Annotated in this window: 6 protein-coding genes and 1 pseudogene; 4 read left to right on the forward strand and 3 right to left on the reverse strand. The window is 74.6% G+C overall.

Annotation, left to right across the window (positions count from 1 at the left end; all coding sequences use genetic code 11):
* Window positions 1-1,072: 1,072 nt before the first annotated feature.
* The 4 genes from ACIQOW_RS17135 to ACIQOW_RS17150 all read left to right on the forward strand — a co-directional run bounded on the left by ACIQOW_RS17135 (window position 1,073) and on the right by ACIQOW_RS17150 (window position 8,738).
* Window positions 1,073-1,819, forward strand: coding sequence for a thioesterase II family protein (locus ACIQOW_RS17135; protein ID WP_401085245.1), 747 nt, complete (start codon window positions 1,073-1,075; stop codon window positions 1,817-1,819).
* Between the two features lie 109 nt (window positions 1,820-1,928).
* On the forward strand, window positions 1,929-4,808 hold the full coding sequence (locus ACIQOW_RS17140; protein ID WP_401085248.1) for an AAA family ATPase: 2,880 nt from the start codon (window positions 1,929-1,931) through the stop codon (window positions 4,806-4,808).
* Between the two features lie 287 nt (window positions 4,809-5,095).
* On the forward strand, window positions 5,096-7,870 hold the full coding sequence (locus ACIQOW_RS17145) for a LuxR C-terminal-related transcriptional regulator (protein WP_401085251.1): 2,775 nt from the start codon (window positions 5,096-5,098) through the stop codon (window positions 7,868-7,870).
* Window positions 7,851-8,738: a metallophosphoesterase family protein gene (locus ACIQOW_RS17150; protein WP_401085254.1), complete on the forward strand. Its 888-nt coding sequence runs from the start codon at window positions 7,851-7,853 to the stop codon at window positions 8,736-8,738. The genes ACIQOW_RS17145 and ACIQOW_RS17150 overlap by 20 nt, the downstream gene beginning before the upstream one ends.
* A 228-nt stretch (window positions 8,739-8,966) precedes the next feature.
* Here ACIQOW_RS17150 and ACIQOW_RS17155 read toward each other — a convergent pair whose 3' ends face one another.
* From ACIQOW_RS17155 to ACIQOW_RS17165, 3 genes and pseudogenes are all read right to left on the reverse strand, one after another.
* Entirely contained in the window at window positions 8,967-10,190 is a 1,224-nt protein-coding gene (locus tag ACIQOW_RS17155; protein ID WP_401085257.1) for a glycosyltransferase, read from the reverse strand.
* Between the two features lie 125 nt (window positions 10,191-10,315).
* Entirely contained in the window at window positions 10,316-10,837 is a 522-nt protein-coding gene (locus tag ACIQOW_RS17160; protein ID WP_401085259.1) for a hypothetical protein, read from the reverse strand.
* Between the two features lie 157 nt (window positions 10,838-10,994).
* Window positions 10,995-17,282, reverse strand: a pseudogene (locus tag ACIQOW_RS17165) (type I polyketide synthase); the annotation flags it as partial.
* Window positions 17,283-17,288 lie beyond the last annotated feature (6 nt).

Below are 17,288 nucleotides of genomic sequence, written 5' to 3' on the forward strand. Positions count from 1 at the left end.
GAACGGCAATTCCCGAATGCGGTGATCGTTTCCGGCCAACTTGATGGCCGGGAATTGCGCCCGCGCGGCACTCCCCGCGACGGCGCCCGACAGGCCCGGCCGCGGAGCCGGGGCACCGGACGGTTCCCGGTTCACCGGGAGCGCACCCGCGACAGGGCCGCCGCCCCCCTCCCACCGGACCACACCGCACGGCGGCACCGAGAACACCGCCCAGCGCCGACCGCCGACCCGGGCGCACCACCCGGCGGCCGTCCGGCACGCCCCGCCTCCGCCGGCTGCGGCGCCCGCACGGCTCCCCGCGCCCGCCTCCGCCGGCGCCGCCGGACGCCCCCCGCCGACCCGCCCGCACCGCGCGCCACGCCGGCGGCCGGCCACCTCCACCGAACCTCGACAGAACCCCCGACGCCAGGCCACACGACCTCTGCACGACAGCGCCGACGTCCGCTCACCGCCCGGCGGCGAAGGGGAAAGCCGCCGGTCCGGCCGGGTGCGGGCGGCCGCAGGGACGCGCCGGGAGCCGCGCACAGGGGGAGGTGACTTTCCCCACAGCCGGACGCCGATGCCGGTCACCCGCGGTCACCAGCGGGCCCCACCGGCCCCATCCGGCCCATCCACCTCGCGGGACCACCGGAGTCACTCCCGCACCACCGCCACCCGCGACCCGCCCCGATTGGCATGATCGGGACCGCCATCGGGCGGGGACCTCAGGCGACGAGGGCGGGAGGGGGTCGGGTGCCGCGGTGCGGACACCAAGCGGAATGGAACTTTCCGTTAAACCTGCAACAAAAAGCGGCTGGACGGAGCCTGTCGGGACAGGGGCTCATCAGGGTCATTCGGCACCGATTGAACCGGTGCAGACCGGGCAGTTCCGACACGGAGCGAGATCGGCGCGTGTCACGCACAGCACAAAAAGTAAGGGGTACCCCCTACTTTCCCCCCACTGTCTAACATGCCACAGCAGAGACCCCTAGTAGCGTCTCGACTACTGTCGAGCCCCATGACCGGGGGATCTCCACGAATCAGGCGGATGGCCATGCATGAACCGTGCACGACTTGAAGGCGGCGTGTAAGCATGATTGAACAGACAACAAATAGCCCGTGGCTGATCCGATTCCACCCCACTCAGGGCGCCGAGGCACGGTTGGTGTGTCTCCCGCACGCGGGTGGATCCGCTTCGTACTACTTCCCGATGTCCCGGGCACTAACCCCGCGTGCCGATGTGATCGCCGTCCAGTACCCGGGCCGACAGGACCGCCGGGCCGAACCCTGCATCACCGACGTCGGTGAGCTGGCGGACGCGATCGCGGCCGAGCTGAAGGGCCACCTGGACCTTCCGCTGGTGCTGTTCGGCCACAGCTTCGGCGCGATGCTCGCCTTCGAGGTGGCCAGGCGGCTGGAGCAGGACGGCCACACCGGCCCGCTGCACGTCGTAGCCTCCGGCCGGCGGGCGCCGTCCACGCACCGCGAGGAGTCCGTGCACACCCGCGACGACGACGGGGTCATCGCGGAGATGCGGCTGCTGAGCGGCACCGACGCCCGCCTGCTGGCGGACGAGGAACTGATGCGGATGGCCCTGCCGGCGATCCGCGGCGACTACACGGCGGTGGAGACCTACCGGGCGGAGCCGGGCGCGAGCACCCGCGCACCGATCACCGTGCTCACCGGCGACGCCGACCCGCGCACCTCCGCGACGGAGGCGGCGGCGTGGCAGGACCACACCAGCGGAGGCTTCGCCCTGCACACCTTTCCGGGCGGCCACTTCTTCCTCGGCGACCACGCCGACGACGTGGTGCGGATCGTGGCCGGCTGTCTCGGCTGACCACCGGCGCGGCACCGAATCCATAGCTCGACGACCGCCTTCGCGCGGTGTTCCACAATGCATTCCGGACGGTCTGCCAGGCGGGCGGAGGCCGGACTCTCGGGGGAGAGTGAGACATTTGGCCACTCAAATATCGGAACGTACAGAACAACTCGCGCTGTTGGGGAAGCTCCTGGCCGGCGCGCGGCAGGGCCGGGGACGCGTGGCCCTGCTCAGCGGCCCGGTGGCGAGCGGGAAGACCGCGCTGCTGACGGACTTCGGCGACACGGCGCCGGCGGGTGGGGCGGTCCTGCTGGACTGCACGGGAGACCCGGCCGAGAGCGCCCTGCCGTTCGCCCTGGCGCGGCGGATCTTCGAGAGCGCGCCGCTGACCTCCTCCGCCCGTGCGGAGGCGACCCGGCTGCTGGACGAGGCCGGGGCCGAACCCGAGGCCCACGAGCAGATGCTGGCGATGCCGAAGCTGGTCACGCTGCTGCTCGGCACGGCGAAGGAGCAGCCGCTCGTCATCGCCGTCGACGACGTCCACGCCAGTGATCCGGCGTCACTGCGCTTCCTGCTCTACCTGATCCGGCGGATCAGGCACGCCCGCGTCCTGGTCGTGCTCAGCGAGCCGGCCCGGCCCGGGCCCGAGCAGCGCAACCTGCACGCCGAGCTCGCACACCTGCCGCACTGCACCCGGCTGCGGATCAGGCTGCTGTCGCCGGCCGGCACCGCCGAACTGCTGGAGGAGTTCCTCCCGCCGGCGGCCGCGGCCGCGCACGCGGCCGGGTTCCACGACCTCACCGGCGGCAGCCCGCTGCTGCTGCGGGGGCTGATCGAGGACCACCTGACGGCGGTCGAGGCCGGCGAGTCCACGCCGTCCGTCGTACGCGGCGAGCACTACGCCCAGGCCGTCATCGACTGCCTGCGCCGGCTCGGGCCCGAGGCTCCGGCCGTCGCCCGGGGCATGGCGGTGCTCGGCGAGGCCGGCACCCCGAAGTTCGTGGCGCAGCTGCTCGACATCCCCGGCAAGACCGTCGAGAAGGCGGCGGCTGACCTCTCCCGCAGCGGTCTGCTGCACCAGGGCGCCTTCCGCGACCCGCGGGCCGGCGCCCTGGTCCTGGACGCCATGCCCGCCGCGGCCGTGACCGCGCTGCGCACCCGGGCCGCCGAGATGTTCTACGCGTACGGCTTCGCGGCGCCCGAGGTGGCCCGCCACCTGGTGGCGGCGGGCGGGCCCGGCGCGGCGTGGACGGTGCCGGTGCTCCAGGAGGCGGCCGAGTACGCGCTCGCCGACGGCGACACGGAGTTCGCCCGGCACGCCCTGGCCCTGGCCCAGGAGTCCTCGCAGGACGACCAGCTGCGTGCCTCGCTCAAGGTGAAGCTGGCCGGGGTGACCTGGCGGGCCAATCCGGCGGACGTCGACGTGCAGGTCGCGCAGCTCCTGCCGGGCACGGCCGCGGAGGCGGACGCGACGGCCGGGCAGCTGTCCACCAGCGACCTCGTCGTCACGGTCGCCTACCTGGCCTGGTCCGGCCGGCTGGGCAAGGCGGCCGGGCTGCTGGACACCCTGGAGCAGCACCCCGACTGGTCCGGCGACGAGGAGCGCACCGCGCTCACCACCGCCCGGCACTGGCTGGCCATGCTCAGCCCGTCGCTGCGCATGCCGGACGGCCTGCGGACCCCGGCGGGCGCCGGCGACGCCATCGCCGGCGCCGCGGACACCGCGCACCGGCACACCGCCTGGGCGGTCACCGCGGCACTGTCCGCGCAGGGCCGGCGCGCCGACGCGGTGTCCGAGGCGACCCGGGTGCTCCAGCGCTACCAGCTCAACGACGGCTTCATCCAGCCGCTGGTCTTCGCGCTGTGGGCGCTGGTCTACACGGACCGCCTCGACCTCGCCCAGCCCTGGTGCGAGCGGCTGCTGACCGAGTCGGCGGACCGTCACGCACCGGTCTGGCAGGCCCTGCTGATGTCGGTGCGGGCCGAGATCGCGCTGCGCCAGGGCGACCTGCCCGCGGCGCGGCGGCACGCCGAGTGGGCGCTGTCCCGGATGAGCCCGAAGAGCTGGGGCCTCGGCTCCTGCCTGCCGCTGGCCACCCTGGTCCAGGCGCACACCGGCATGGGCGGGTACGAGGAGGCGCGCACCCTGCTCGGCTGGGCCATGCCCAAGTCCTTCGACCGGACGCTGCCCGGCCTGCACTACCGCCGTGCCCGGGGCCGCTGGAACCTCGCGATGGGCCGCTACCACGTGGCGCTGGAGGACTTCCTCGGCTGCGGGCAGCTGATGGAGGAGTGGGGCTGCGACGTCCCCGAGCTGGTGCCGTGGCGGCTGGACGCGGCGGAGACCTGGCTGGCGCTCGGCCGGGCCGACAAGGCCCGCGAACTGGCCGAGGAGCAGCTCGCCCGCAGCCCCGAGCAGCTGCGCGGGGTCACCCTGCGGGTGCTCGGCTCGGCGACCGGCGGGCGGCACGGGCTCCAGCACCTGCACGACGCGGCGGAGCTGCTGGAGGACGGCGGCGACCGGGTGCAGCTGGCGCTCACGCTGGCGGAGCTGGGCCGGGCGTACCGCTCGCTCGACAACGTCAACCGGGCCCGGATGCTGGTGCGCAAGGCCTGGCACGTGGCCAAGGCCTCCGGCGCGGAGCCGCTGTACCGTCAGCTGATCCCGGGCTACGCGGACGGGGACGGCGAGTTCGACGTGCCGGTCCACGAGCCCGTGCCGCAGCAGGACACCGCCTCGCTGACCGAGGCGGAGAGCCGGGTGGCGATGCTCGCCGCGCACGGCCACACCAACCGGGAGATCGCCGCCAAGCTGTACGTCACGGTGAGCACGGTCGAGCAGCACCTCACCCGCATCTACCGGAAGTTGAACGTGAAGCGGCGCCGTGACCTGCCCACCAAGCTGTCCGCGAGCGACCTCCAGCCGGAGGCGATCCCGGGGCCGTCGGTGGGTGGGCCGGTGGCGGTGCTGGCCTCCCACCCCGTCGGTGCCGGTCTATACAATTAGCTCCTGTCACATCAGCATCACGCGTCACACGGACCGCACTCGGCGGAGGTGCCGGTCCGATCGCAGGACACGGCGCTCCGGGGAACCGCCTCCCGGACGTCACACCACTCGGCGGGAACTTCACGGGGCGCGCGGCCACAGCCGCACTCGGGGCCAGGCCCCGCGGTGGGCGGTCTTCGGGCTGGGACGGCGCACCACAGCGGAGCACGGACGGGCAGGGACGCGGACGACGGTCCGCCCCACCCGTCCGTCCTCGCTGTGAGCAGCGGACGAAAAGGGTACGGGCGATGGTGAGGAACGGAAGCAGCCGCTCGACTGGGCTCCACGCATTTCTGGAAGGGGGCCTCCTGGGGGTCGGTGACGACCCCTGGCCGAGGATCGCGAGCATCGACGGCGCGGCCGGCACCGGCAAGACCACACTGCTCTGCGAGCTCACGGAGCACGCCGCCGAACGCGGGTGCACCGTCGTCGGCGCGGTGGCCTCGCCGGCCGAGCAGAGCCTGCCGTACGAGGTGCTCGAACAGCTCCGGCAGGGCCTGCCGGGCGACGGCGGACCACGGCCCCGGTGGCCGGATTCCGACGGGCCCGTCCCGCCGCAGGTACTGGAGGAGGTCCGCCGGGAGTTCACCGGGCCGGCCGCCGGGCGTCGGTTGCTGATCACCGTGGACGACGCCCAGTTCGCCGACCGGCACTCCCTGCGGTGTCTGCTGCACCTGGTGCGGCACTCCCCCGCCAACACACTGGCCGTCATCCTCACCCGGGGCGACCGGGCCGGCGGTCCCGACTCGCCGCTGGACGAACTGCTCGCCGACGAGGACGTCCTGGAGGTCCGGCTCGACCCGCTGACCGTCGAGGAGGTCGCCCGGGTGCTCACCGGGCAGCTGCCCGCCGCCGACGCGAGGCGCCTGGCCCCCGTCCTCCACGAGGCCGGCGGCGGAAATCCGCTGCTGGTCAAGGCCCTGCTGGCCGACCACCTCACCCACCAGGCGCCGGGCGAGACGTTCCGGCAGGCCGCGCTGCGCTGCATCCACCGCAGCGGCGACGAGGCCCTGGCCGCCGCCCGCGGCCTGGCCCTGCTCGGCGGCGCCGACGGCACCCCGCACCTGGGCGCGCTGGTCGGCCTCGACGACCGGCGGGCCCGGGGCGCGGTGGCCGCGCTGCGCGTCGCCGGCATCCTCAAGGGCTCGCGCTTCCGGCACGAGGCCGTCCTCTCCGCCGTCCTGGACGACCTGCCCGCCGAGGAGGGCACCCGGCTGCGCCGCCGGGCCGCCGAACTGCTGCACCACGGCGGCGCCGACCCGATGCGCGTCGCCGACCAGCTGCTCGGCCTCGACCACACCGAACGGCCCGCCGACCAGGACTGGGTCTACCGGGTGCTCCAGGAGGCGGCGCACCGGGCGCTGGTGCGCGACGACATCCACTACGCCATGCGCTGCCTGCAACTCGCCGAGCGGCACTGCCCGAACGAGGCCGCCCGGCTCGCCGTCAAGTCCGTGCTGGCCCACCTCACCTGGAGCATGCGGCCCGCCGCCGCGCCCCAGCAGCTCCGCTCCCTCACCGAGCCGGCCTGCGACGGCCTGCTCCCGCCGGACTACACCCTGCGCCTGGTCACCCAGCTCATGTGGTACGGGCACCTGGACGACGCCGCCGCCGTCTTCCGGGGCATCAGTTCCTGCCTGGACGAGGACGACGACGCCCCGCGCCTGGACGCCGAACTCCAGGCCACCCGGCTGCTGATGGCCGCCACCTACCCCGGCGCGCTGGACGGCGCCGGGCAGCCGCCGTCCGCCTGCCCGGACCCCGAGCCGGTCGCCGGCCGGATTCCCGACCGGGCCCCGGACACCTCCGGGCTCACCGCGTTCCGTGAGCTGACCAGCGTGCTGGTGCCGACCTGCGGTCCCGGCCCGGGCTCCGTCTCCGACGCCGAACAGGTGCTCCAGTCCACCCGGCTCACCGACCACAGCCTGGAGCCGCTCAGGGCCGCCCTGCTCACCCTGGTCCTGCACGACCGGCTCGACGCCGCCGCCCGCGCCTGCGACCGGCTGCTCGGCCAGGTCTCCGGCGAGCACGCCCCGACCACGCTCGCGGTGCTGACCGCGATGCGCGGGCTGATCTCGCTGCGCCGCGGCCGGCTCACCGAGGCCGCCGGGCTCGCCGAGTCCGCGCTGCGTCAACTGCCGCCGCGGGCCTGGGGTGTGGGCATCGGCCTGCCGCTCGCGGTGCTGGTCGAGGCCCGCAGCCACATGGGCGAGTACGAGGCCGCCGCCGACGCCCTCGACCAGCCGGTGCCGGACGCGATGTACCGGACCCGATTCGCGCTGGGCTTCATCTACGCGCGTGGTCGCTTCCACCTCGCCACCGGCCGCCACCACGCCGCCCTCGCCGACTTCCTGGAGTGCGGACGGCTGATGGCCGAGTGGGGCCTGGACTGCCCCGCGCTCGCCCCCTGGCGGCTCGGCGCGGCCGAGGCGTGGCTGCGGCTGGACCAGCGCGAGCGGGCCGTCGCCCTGCTCGACGAACACCTCGAACGCGTCTACCCCGCCCAGGACCGCACCCGCGGCCAGGCGCTGCGGGTGCTCGCGTCCACCAGGCCGGCCGTCGAACAGGTCGAACTCCTGGAAACCGCCGTGGAGTTACTGCGTGGCACGGACGACTGGTACACGCTGGCCCTGGCCACGGCCGACCTCGGCCGGGCCCACAAGCGCCTCGGCGACCGGGCCAAGGGCCGGGTGCTGATGCGCCGCGCCCTGTGCCTGGCCGGCAGCTGCGGCGCGCACGAGCTCTTCCAGGCGCTCCAGCCTTCGGCGGCGGGCAGTGCCGCCGACGGCTCGGTGCGTCCGCTGCGCCCGGCCCCGGCGGCCGAGGGCGCGCTGACGGCGGCCGAACGCCGGGTCGCGGCACTCGCCGCGCACGGCCACACCAACCGGGAGATCGCCGACAAGCTGTTCATCACCGTCAGCACCGTCGAGCAGCACCTCACCCGGGTGTACCGGAAGATCAACATCAGCCAGCGCCAGGACCTGCCGACCAGTTTGGACTCCCATGTCGCCCACTCCGCCTGACCGCGCCGCCCCCGGCCCCCGCCTGCTCGCCGTCAGCGACCTGCACGTGGGGATGGCCGACAACTGGCCCCTGGTCGAGCAGCTGCGCCCCGGCCACGACGAGGACTGGCTCATCGTGGCCGGGGACGTCGGCGAACTGACCGCCGACATCGAGAAGGCGCTGCGGCTGCTGGCCGACCGCTTCGCCAAGGTCATCTGGTCCCCGGGCAACCACGAACTGTGGACGCCCCGCGAGGACTCCGTCCAGCTGAAGGGCGTCGAGCGCTACCGGCACCTGGTCGCCCGCTGCGCGAAGCTCGGCGTGGTGACGCCGGAGGACCCGTGGCCGGTGTGGACGGGGCCCGGCGGCCCGCTCGCGGTGGCGCCGCTGTTCACCCTGTACGACTACACGTTCCGGGTGCCGGGCGCGGCGACCGCCGAGGAGTCGCTCCGGCTCGCCCACGAGTCCGGCGTGGTCTGCACCGACGAGTTCCTGCTCCACCCCGACCCCTACCCGGGGCGGGCCGAGTGGTGCCGGGCGCTGGTCGCCGCGGCCGAGGAGCGGCTGCGCGCGCACGACCCGGCCGTCCCGCTCGTCCTGGTCAACCACTGGCCGCTGGTGCGCCGGCCCACCGACGTGCTCATGTACCCGGAGTTCGCGCAGTGGTGCGGCACCGTGCTGACCGCCGACTGGCACACCCGCTTCAACGTCGCCGCCGCCGTCTACGGGCACCTGCACATCCCCCGCACCACCTGGTACGAGGGCGTGCGCTTCGAGGAGGTGTCCATCGGCTACCCGCGCGAGTGGCGCCGGCGCGGACACCCGCGCGGACTGCTGCGCACCATCGCGCCGTTCGACGGCGCGGAGCCGGCCGCGACGGCCGGCTGAGGCGCGGCGCGGCCTGCTGAGGCACAGCGCGGTGGCCCCGCCGCGGACAGTGGTCCGCGGCGGGGCCTTCGCGTTCGCCGGGCCGCCCTCCGCCGCCCTCCGCCGTCCTCCGCCGCGCTCCGGCCCCGGAACGCGGAGAAAGACGGGCGCCGGTCCGAGGTGTCTCGGACCGGCGCCCGCCCTGACGCTGCCGGACGGGGGACCGGCAACGGGCTCTGGGGGTTCGGGTCAGACGGCGGCGTTCTCGGCGACCACGCGCTCCAGGTAGGCCACCACGTCGTCGATGTCCGGCAGGCCGAGCATCTGACGGTGCGCGGTGCGGACGCCGGCCGCGATCCGCTCGTCGGACAGCACCTGGCGGCAGGCCTCGGCGACACCCTCGGGGGTGACCTCCGTGACGTGCACGCCGAGGTTCAGCTCGGCGAGGCGCTGCGCGTTGTGCAGGTGGTCGCCGAACTGCGGCAGGGCGACCATCGGCACGCCCTGACGGATCGCCTCCCGGACGCCGCCGTAGCCGCCGTGGGTGACGAACAGCTGGGCGCACTCCAGCAGGAGCTGCTGCGGCAGCCACTCCATGACGACCACGTTGTCGCCGATCTCGATGCCGTCCAGCGGGAAGCCCGCCGTGCCGACCACCGCGTGCACGTCGAGGGCGGACAGGCCCTCGATGATGGCGCGCAGCGTCTCGGTCGGGTCGAGCATGCCCTCCGGCGGCTCGATGCCCTGGGACTTCATCCCCATCACGGTCGGCAGCGCGCTGCCGACCGAGGCGACCACCAGCGGGCGGTCCCCGGAGAGCCCGGCCAGCTCGACCGGCAGGCTGGAGCCGCCGCCCAGCGCGGCCGGCTGCTGGTAGGCGAAGGCCGGCGGCACGTCGTAGCGGACGAAGGAGAAGTCACCGGGCACGCAGTCGATCCGGCCGTGCGGGTAGATCGACCACGGCGCGTCCTTCGCGACCAGCCCGACCTCGCTGCGCCGCTCGTTGAGGAACGGCAGCAGACCCTCCGGGTCGGTGACGTTCGTCGGGCCGGACGGGCAGGACACGTGCGGAATTCCGAGCGCCTCGGCGATCAGGACTCCGGTGAGTTCACCGCCGTCCCGCAGGACCAGGTCGGGGGCGAATTCCTTGGCGATCGGAAGAATGCGCTCGAAGGTCGTCGTGATGTGCGGACCACCGCCCCAGAGAATCATCTGGAGCCGGTTGTCGACGACGATCTCCTCGGAATCCCCGCGCGCCTCCCGACGGTCCCGCATCGAGAAGATGGCCTGCATGATCTCGGGAATGGTCGGCATCACCGGCTCGATCGCCACCGGGGATCCGGCGAAGACCGGTGCGAGGTGCTCGGGCACCGTGGCCAGGACGTCGTGACCCGCCGCGGCGAGCGCCCGGGCGAGCGGCAGCACCTCGTTGGCGTGCCCCTGCGTCCCGGTCACCGTACAGAAAACTCGCATGGCCCGACTCTCCCTACCCCGATGCATTTCGCATTCCTCCGCACTGCTGTCTCCGATGGTTCCGCCGGGGGCAGAGGCGAACAACCCCTACCCACCCCACGCCCCACCGGGACCCGGAGCCGGGCCTACCTGACGGCGGCGGGGGCGGCCACGGAGGACCGGCGCAGCCAGCGGATCGCGACGCCGAGGGTCCGCGAGAGGACCATCGCCATGGCCATCAGGACGAAGAACGCGGCGACCCCGTCGGGGTCGATCTGCTGCTCGACCGTCCACTTGCCGAAATCGGCGCGGAAGGACTCGTTGTTCTCCAGCGTCCAGATGAATCCGAGCCGGCCGGCCAGTACCACGAGCCAGATCGCCAGATAGGCGATTCCCGCCCTGGTGTAGGTCTTTCCGGACGCCGGGTCGTGCTCGATCCGCATCGTGTAGAGCAGGCCGATACCGATGGCGACGCCGATCGCGATCCCGACCCCGGCCGACGTCATGTTGGGCGTCGTCGCCTTCATGTTGTGCAGCATGTCGTAGGCGAACCAGGCCACCAGGCCCAGTGGCATCAGCAGCTTGATGAGGCCGAATCGGTGTCGCCCCACCTGCGTGAAGAGAACGATGGTGATGAGAATGCCGCTCAGGAAGAGCGCGTCTCGCATCCCGTCAGTCACTGGGAACCCTCCGATGTCGTTCAGAACTGATGACGACACTAGGCGTTTCGAGGCTTCCGGTCCTGAGGCCAGGGGTGGACAAAAGGGGGTGGAGAACGCGGTCGCGTTCTCCACCCCCGGCCGGTGAACCGTCAGGTGCGGCGGCTCAGCCGAGCCGCTCCGTCAGCCAGCCGTGCACCGCGCGGGCGGTGCTCTCGGCGTGCTCCTCCATCATCGAGAAGTGGTCGCCCGCGGTGTCCACCGCGCTGTGCTCCGGCGCCCAGGTGGAGCGCCAGTCCTCCCGGTGGCGCCAGTTCGGCAGCGGCTCGGTGGCGCGCACCAGCAGGGTGGGCGTGCCGACCGGCTGCGGCCGCCACTCGGCGAACAGCCGGAAGTAGCCGGCCATCGCGGTGAGCCGGACGTCGCCGAGCGCCCCGAAGCCGCCCGCGGCGGCGCCGGCACCGTCGGCGCCGTCCTGCGCCCCGGACTCCGGTGCGCCGCCCCCGAGACGGGCCTGCACGCCGTTGAAGGCGTTGGTGTCCAGCGGGTAGATGTCGATCAGGACCAGCGCCTCGGGCCGCACGCCGCGCCGCTCCAGGTGGCTGACCAGGGAGTGCGCCAGCATGCCGCCGGAGGAGTGCGCGGCGAGCACGAACGGCCGGTCGCCGGTGTGCGCGAGCAGCGCCCGGGCGTGCGCCTCGGCCAGCACCTCGACGGCGGCCGGCAGCGGCTCCCCCGGCACGAAGCCCGGTGCGGGCAGCACCGAGACGTCGCGCACGTCGCGCAGCGCGGCGGCGAAGCGCGCGTACTCGTGCGGGCCCGACATCGGCAGGATCGACGGGATGCAGACCAGCTCGGGGCCGCCGTCGCCCTTCGCCAGCCGGACCACGTCCAGCTCACCTTCGAGCTGCTCGGGCGACTCGAAGGACGGCCGGAACTCCGAGGCGCTGGTGAGGAGTTGGATGAACTCCTGGAGCCGGCCGAGTTCGCCCGCCCGGCGCGCCATGGCGCCGAACACGCTCTCCGGCTCCCGGACCCGCGCCGTCTCCTCGGCGCGCGCGGAGGCCGCCCCGAGGGAGCGGGTGAGGTAGGCCGCCAGCGCCTCCGGCGTGGGGTTCTCGAAGGCCACCGTGGCGGGCAGTCGCACCCCCGCCGCCGCACCGAGCCGGTTGCGCAGCTCGACGGCGCTGAGCGAGTCGAAGCCCATCTCCAGGAACCGGCGGGTGGGCGGCACCGCCTCGGCGTCGGTGTAGCCGAGCACCAGCGCCGCCTGGGTGCGGACGTACTCCAGCACGATCGCCCCGCGGTCCTGCTCGGCGGCCCCGGCCAGCCGCTCGGTCAGCGAGGGCCCGTCCCCGCCCTGGCCGCCCTCCGTACGGCGGGCGACCGGCTTGACCAGGCCGCGCAGCAGCGGCGGCAGTGCCTCGGGCCCGGCCTGGCGCAGCGCCGGGAGGTCGAGCCGCATCGGCACCAGCACCGCCTGGCCGGCGCCGAGCGCCACGTCGAACAGCCCGAGACCCTCCTCCGAGGTGAGGCCGGGGATGCGGTTGCCGGTACGGGCCGCGGCCAGCTCGCCGTTGGCCTCGCCGATGGCGCCGAGGCTGTCCAGCCACAGGCCCCAGGCGAGCGAGGAGGCCGGCAGGCCGGCCGCCCTGCGCCGCTGGGCGAGCGCGTCGACGAAGGCGTTGGCGGCCGCGTAGTTGGCCTGGCCCGGGTTGCCCATGATGCCCGCGGCCGAGGAGAACAGCACGAAGGCCCTGAGGTCCAGGCCCTCGGTCAGCTCGTGCAGGTGCAGCGCAGCGTCGACCTTGGGGCGCAGCACCTTCGCCAGCCGCTCCGGGGTGAGCCCGTCGACGGTGCCGTCGTCCAGCACGCCGGCGCTGTGCACCACCGCGGTGAGCGGGCGGTCGGCGGGCACGGACGCCAGCAGTGCCGCCAGCGCCTCCCGGTCGGAGGTGTCGCAGGCGGAGATCTCGACGCGGTCCGCGCCGAGGCCGGTCAGCGCGTCGGCGAGTTCCCGGGCGCCCTCGGCGGCGAGGCCGCGCCGGCTGGTGAGGACCAGGCTGCGCACCCCGTGGACGGTGACCAGGTGACGGGCCACCAGGGCGCCGAGGGTGCCGGTGCCGCCGGTGATCAGGACGGTGCCGTCCCGGTCGAGCGGCGGCCCGGCGGTCTCCTGCCCGGCCTGCCCGGCTTCCTCGGCCTGCTCAGAATGCTTTGCCTGCTCGGCCTGCTCCGCGGCCACCGGCATCCGGACCAGCCGCGGGGTCAGCGCGGTGCCCGCGCGCAGCGCCAGCTCCGGCTCGCCGGAGGCGACCGCGGCGAGCAGCGCCCCCTCGGAGGCCTCGTCGGAGTCGACCAGCACGAACCGCTCCGGGTTCTCGGTGCGCGCGGAGCGCAGCAGGCCCCACACCGGAGCGGCGGCCAGGCCGGGGACGTCCTCGTCCGCGCCGGTCGGGACGGCGTTGCGGGTCACCGCGACCAGCCGGGTGTCGGCCAGCCGCTCGTCGGTGAGCCAGGCCTGCACGGCGGCCAGCGCGTCCAGCGCGGCCCGGTGCGCGGCCTCACTCAGGGCGTCCGCACCGGCCGGGGCGACCGCGGGGCCGAAGGAGGCGAACACCAGCTCGGGAGCACGCTCCCCGGCGTCCAGGGCGGCGGTCAGCGCCGCCAGGTCGGCGAACCGGGCCGGCGCGACGCCGTCCAGGCCCGCGCCGAGCACCGCCGCCGACGGCCGGGCGCCGCCCGCCGCCAGGGCCTGCGGCACCCACTCCAGCCGGAACAGGGACTCGTGGTGCCGGGCACCGGCCGCGTTCAGCCGCTCCGCCGACACCTGCCGCACCACCAGGCCCTCGGCCGCCACCACCGGGCGCCCGGAGGCGTCGGCCACCTGCAACGACAGCGCCTCCTCGCCCGGAACCGGCGCGAAGCGCACCCGCAGCGCGGTCGCCCCGGTCCCGTACCGGCTGACGCCGCGCCAGGAGAACGGCATCCACAGCCCGCCGCCCGACTCTCCACCGGGCTCCACCGAGCCCGCCGCGACGGCGTGCATGGCCGCGTCGAGCAGCGCCGGGTGGACGCCGAAGCGGCCCGCCTCGGTGTGCAGCTCCTCCGGCAGGGCGATCTCGGCGAAGATCTCCTCGCCGCGCCGCCACACCGCGCGCAGGCCCTGGAACGCCGGGCCGTAGCCGATGCCCGCGGCGTGGAAGTCGTCGTACAGGCCGTCGACGGGCAGCCGCTCGCCGCCCCGCGGCGGCCAGGCCGTGAAGTCGAACCCGGCGGCCGCGGGCGCCCCGGCCAGCCAGCCGGTCGCGTGCCTGGTCCACACCTGCTCGTCCTCGTCGCCCTCGACGCGCCCGTACACGTCGATGCCGCGCCGGCCCGCCCCGTCGGGCACTCCGACGGCGATCTGCACCGCGACGCCGCCCTGCTCCGGCAGGATCAGCGGGGCCTCGAAGGTCAGCTCCTCCAGCGCCCCGCAGCCGACCAGGGCGCCCGCGTACAGCGCGTACTCGACGAAGGCGGTGCCGGGCAGCAGCACCGTGTCGAGCGCCGCGTGGTCGGCCAGCCAGCCGTGCGCCTGCAACGAGAGCCGGCCCGTCAGCAGCAGCCCGTCCCCGTCCGCGCGCTCGATCGCGGCGGACAGCAGCGGGTGGTCGGCGGGCACCAGGCCGGCCGACGCGACGTCACCGGTGTACGGGCCTGGCTCCAGCCAGTAGCGGCGGCGCTGGAACGCGTACGTCGGCAGCTCCACCGGACGGCCCGGCGCGATCACCGCGGACCAGTCCGGCTCGGCCCCGTGCGCGTGGGCGGTGGCCAGGGCCGCCGCGAAGCGCGGCGCCGAACCCTCGCCGCGGCGCAGCGTGCCGAGGACGGCGGCGTCACCGCCGACGTCCTCCAGGATGCCGCCCAGCGGGACGGTCAGCACCGGGTGCGGGCTGACCTCGACGAACAGCCGGTGCCCGGTGGCCAGCAGCTTCCGGACCGTCTTGTCGAACTCCACCGTCCGACGCATGTTCAGGTACCAGTACTCGGCGTCCATCGCGGCCGTGTCGAACAGCTCGCCGGTGACCGTCGAGTACAGCGGCACCGTCGCCGCCCGCGGCGCGACCGGGGCGAGGTCCGCGAGGATCCGCTCCCGCAGCGGCTCCACCTGCGCGGAGTGGCCGGCGCCGAGCGCCCCGGGCACCCGGCGGACCCGGATCTCCGCCGCCTCCATCGCGGCCACGAACTCGTCCACGGCGTCCGGTGCCCCGGCCACCACGCAGGCGCCGGGACCGTTCACCACCGCGACCGACAGCCGGTCGCCGTACGGGGCGATGTGCGCGCGGACCTGCTCCACCGGCGCCAGCACGGAGGCCATCGCGCCCTTGCCGATCAGCGCGAGGAGCGCCTTGCTGCGCAGCGCGACGATCCTGGCCGCGTCCCGCAGCGAGAGCGCGCCCGCCACGTACGCGGCCGCGACCTCGCCCTGCGAGTGGCCCACCACCGCGGCCGGCTCGATGCCGCAGGCCCGCCACAGCGCGGCCAGCGACACCATGGTGGTGAACAGCATCGGCTGGAGCACGTCCAGGAGTTCGGCGTCCGGCGCGCCCTCGGCGCCGCGCAGCGCGTCGGCCACCGACCAGTCGAGGAACTCGGCGAAGGCCGCGTCGCACTCGGCGACCGCGTCCGCGAAGACCGGCGAGGACCCGAGCAGCCCGGCCGCCATGCCGAGCCACTGGGAGCCCTGGCCGGGGAAGACGAAGACGGCCTTGCGGTCCGGGCGGGCCATGCCCCGCACGACCGCCGAGCCCTCGCCCGCGTCCCGCCCCTCGGCGACGGCCGCGAGACCGGCCAGCAGTCCGTCCCGGCCGGCCGAGACCACCGCGGCCCGGTAGTCGAAGACGGTGCGGTCGGCGATCAGCGCGTGCGCCACGTCCGCCGGGTCCAGCTCCGGCCGGGCCGCGACGTACGCCCGCAGCCGCTCGGCCTGGTCGCGCAGGGCCTGCTCGGACGCCCCGGACAGCAGCCACGGCGCGGCCTGCGCCGGGAGCACCCGGGCCGGCACCGCGCCCGGCTCGGCGGGCTCCTCGGTGCCCGGCTCGGCCGGCTGCTCCGCGTCCGGCGCCTGCTCCAGGACGACGTGCGCGTTGGTGCCGCTCACGCCGAAGGAGGACACGCCCGCGCGGCGCGGCTCGCCGGTCTCCGGCCACGGACGGGACTCGGTGAGCACCGCGACCGTGCCGTCCGACCAGTCGACCTTCGTGGTCACCTCGTCGGCGTGCAGCGTCTTCGGCAGCACACCGTGGCGCATCGCCAGCACCGTCTTGATGACGCCGCCGACGCCGGCCGCCGCCTGGGTGTGGCCCACGTTCGACTTGAACGAGCCCAGCCACAGCGGGTTCGCCCGGTCGCGGCCCTGCCCGTAGGTGGCGATCACGGCCTGCGCCTCGATCGGGTCGCCCAGCGAGGTGCCGGTGCCGTGCGCCTCCACCGCGTCCACCTGCTCGGGCGCGAGCCTGGCGTCGGCCAGCGCCTCCAGGATGACCCGCTGCTGGGACGGACCGTGCGGGGAGGTCAGCCCGTTGGAGGCGCCGTCCTGGTTCACCGCCGTACCGCGCACCAGGCCGAGGATCCGCCGGCCGGCCCGCCGCGCGTCGGACAGCCGCTCCAGCAGCAGCATCCCGGCGCCCTCGGAGAAGCCCGCGCCGTCCGCGTCCTCGGCGAACGCCTTGCAGCGCCCGTCCGCCGCCAGCCCCTGCTGCTTGCTCACCTCGATGAACGTGCCCGGCGCGCACATCACCGTCGCACCGCCGGCCAGCGCCATCGAGCACTCGCCCTTGCGCAGCGCCTGCACCGCCAGGTGGAGCGTCACCAGCGAGGACGAGCAGGCGGTGTCGACGGTCATCGACGGACCGACCAGCCCGAAGGTGTACGAGATCCGGCCGGAGGCGACACTGCCGGACGTCCCCGTGGAGAGGAAACCGCCGACGCCCTCCGGCAGGGCCGGGGCCTGGGCGAGGTAGTCGGTGTTGTTCATCAGCCCGGCGAACACGCCCGTCCGGCTGCCGCGCAGCTCGGCGGGCCGGATCCCGGCGTTCTCGAAGGCCTCCCAGGACGCCTCCAGCAGCAGCCGCTGCTGCGGCTCCATGGCGAGCGCCTCACGCGGCGAGATGCCGAAGAACGCCGGGTCGAACTCCCCCGCGTCGTGCAGGAACCCGCCGAAGACCGTGTCGGAGCCGTAGCCGTCGTCGTCCGAGCCCTGGAGCCCGGCGATGTCCCAGCCGCGGTCGGTCGGGAACGCCGTCACCCCGTCGACGCCGTCGCGCACCATCTCCCACAGCCCGTCGGGGTCCTGCACCCCGCCCGGGAAGCGGCAGGCCATGCCGACGATCGCGATCGGCTCGTGGGCGTTCGACTCCAGCTCGCCGAGCCGTTGGCGGGTCTGGTGCAGATCGGCCGTGACCTGCTTGAGGAAGTG

This window comes from Kitasatospora sp. NPDC091335 (assembly GCF_044757205.1).
In the GTDB taxonomy this organism is placed as follows: domain Bacteria; phylum Actinomycetota; class Actinomycetes; order Streptomycetales; family Streptomycetaceae; genus Kitasatospora.

What these genes read in the sequence shown, in the direction of transcription:
- ACIQOW_RS17135 (WP_401085245.1), top strand. Translation starts at nt 1,073, where the DNA reads ATGATTGAACAGACAACAAATAGCCCGTGGCTGATCCGATTCCACCCC.
- ACIQOW_RS17155 (WP_401085257.1), bottom strand. Translation starts at nt 10,190, where the DNA reads ATGCGAGTTTTCTGTACGGTGACCGGGACGCAGGGGCACGCCAACGAG.
- ACIQOW_RS17145 (WP_401085251.1), top strand. Translation starts at nt 5,096, where the DNA reads ATGGTGAGGAACGGAAGCAGCCGCTCGACTGGGCTCCACGCATTTCTG.
- ACIQOW_RS17160 (WP_401085259.1), bottom strand. Translation starts at nt 10,837, where the DNA reads ATGCGAGACGCGCTCTTCCTGAGCGGCATTCTCATCACCATCGTTCTC.
- ACIQOW_RS17150 (WP_401085254.1), top strand. Translation starts at nt 7,851, where the DNA reads ATGTCGCCCACTCCGCCTGACCGCGCCGCCCCCGGCCCCCGCCTGCTC.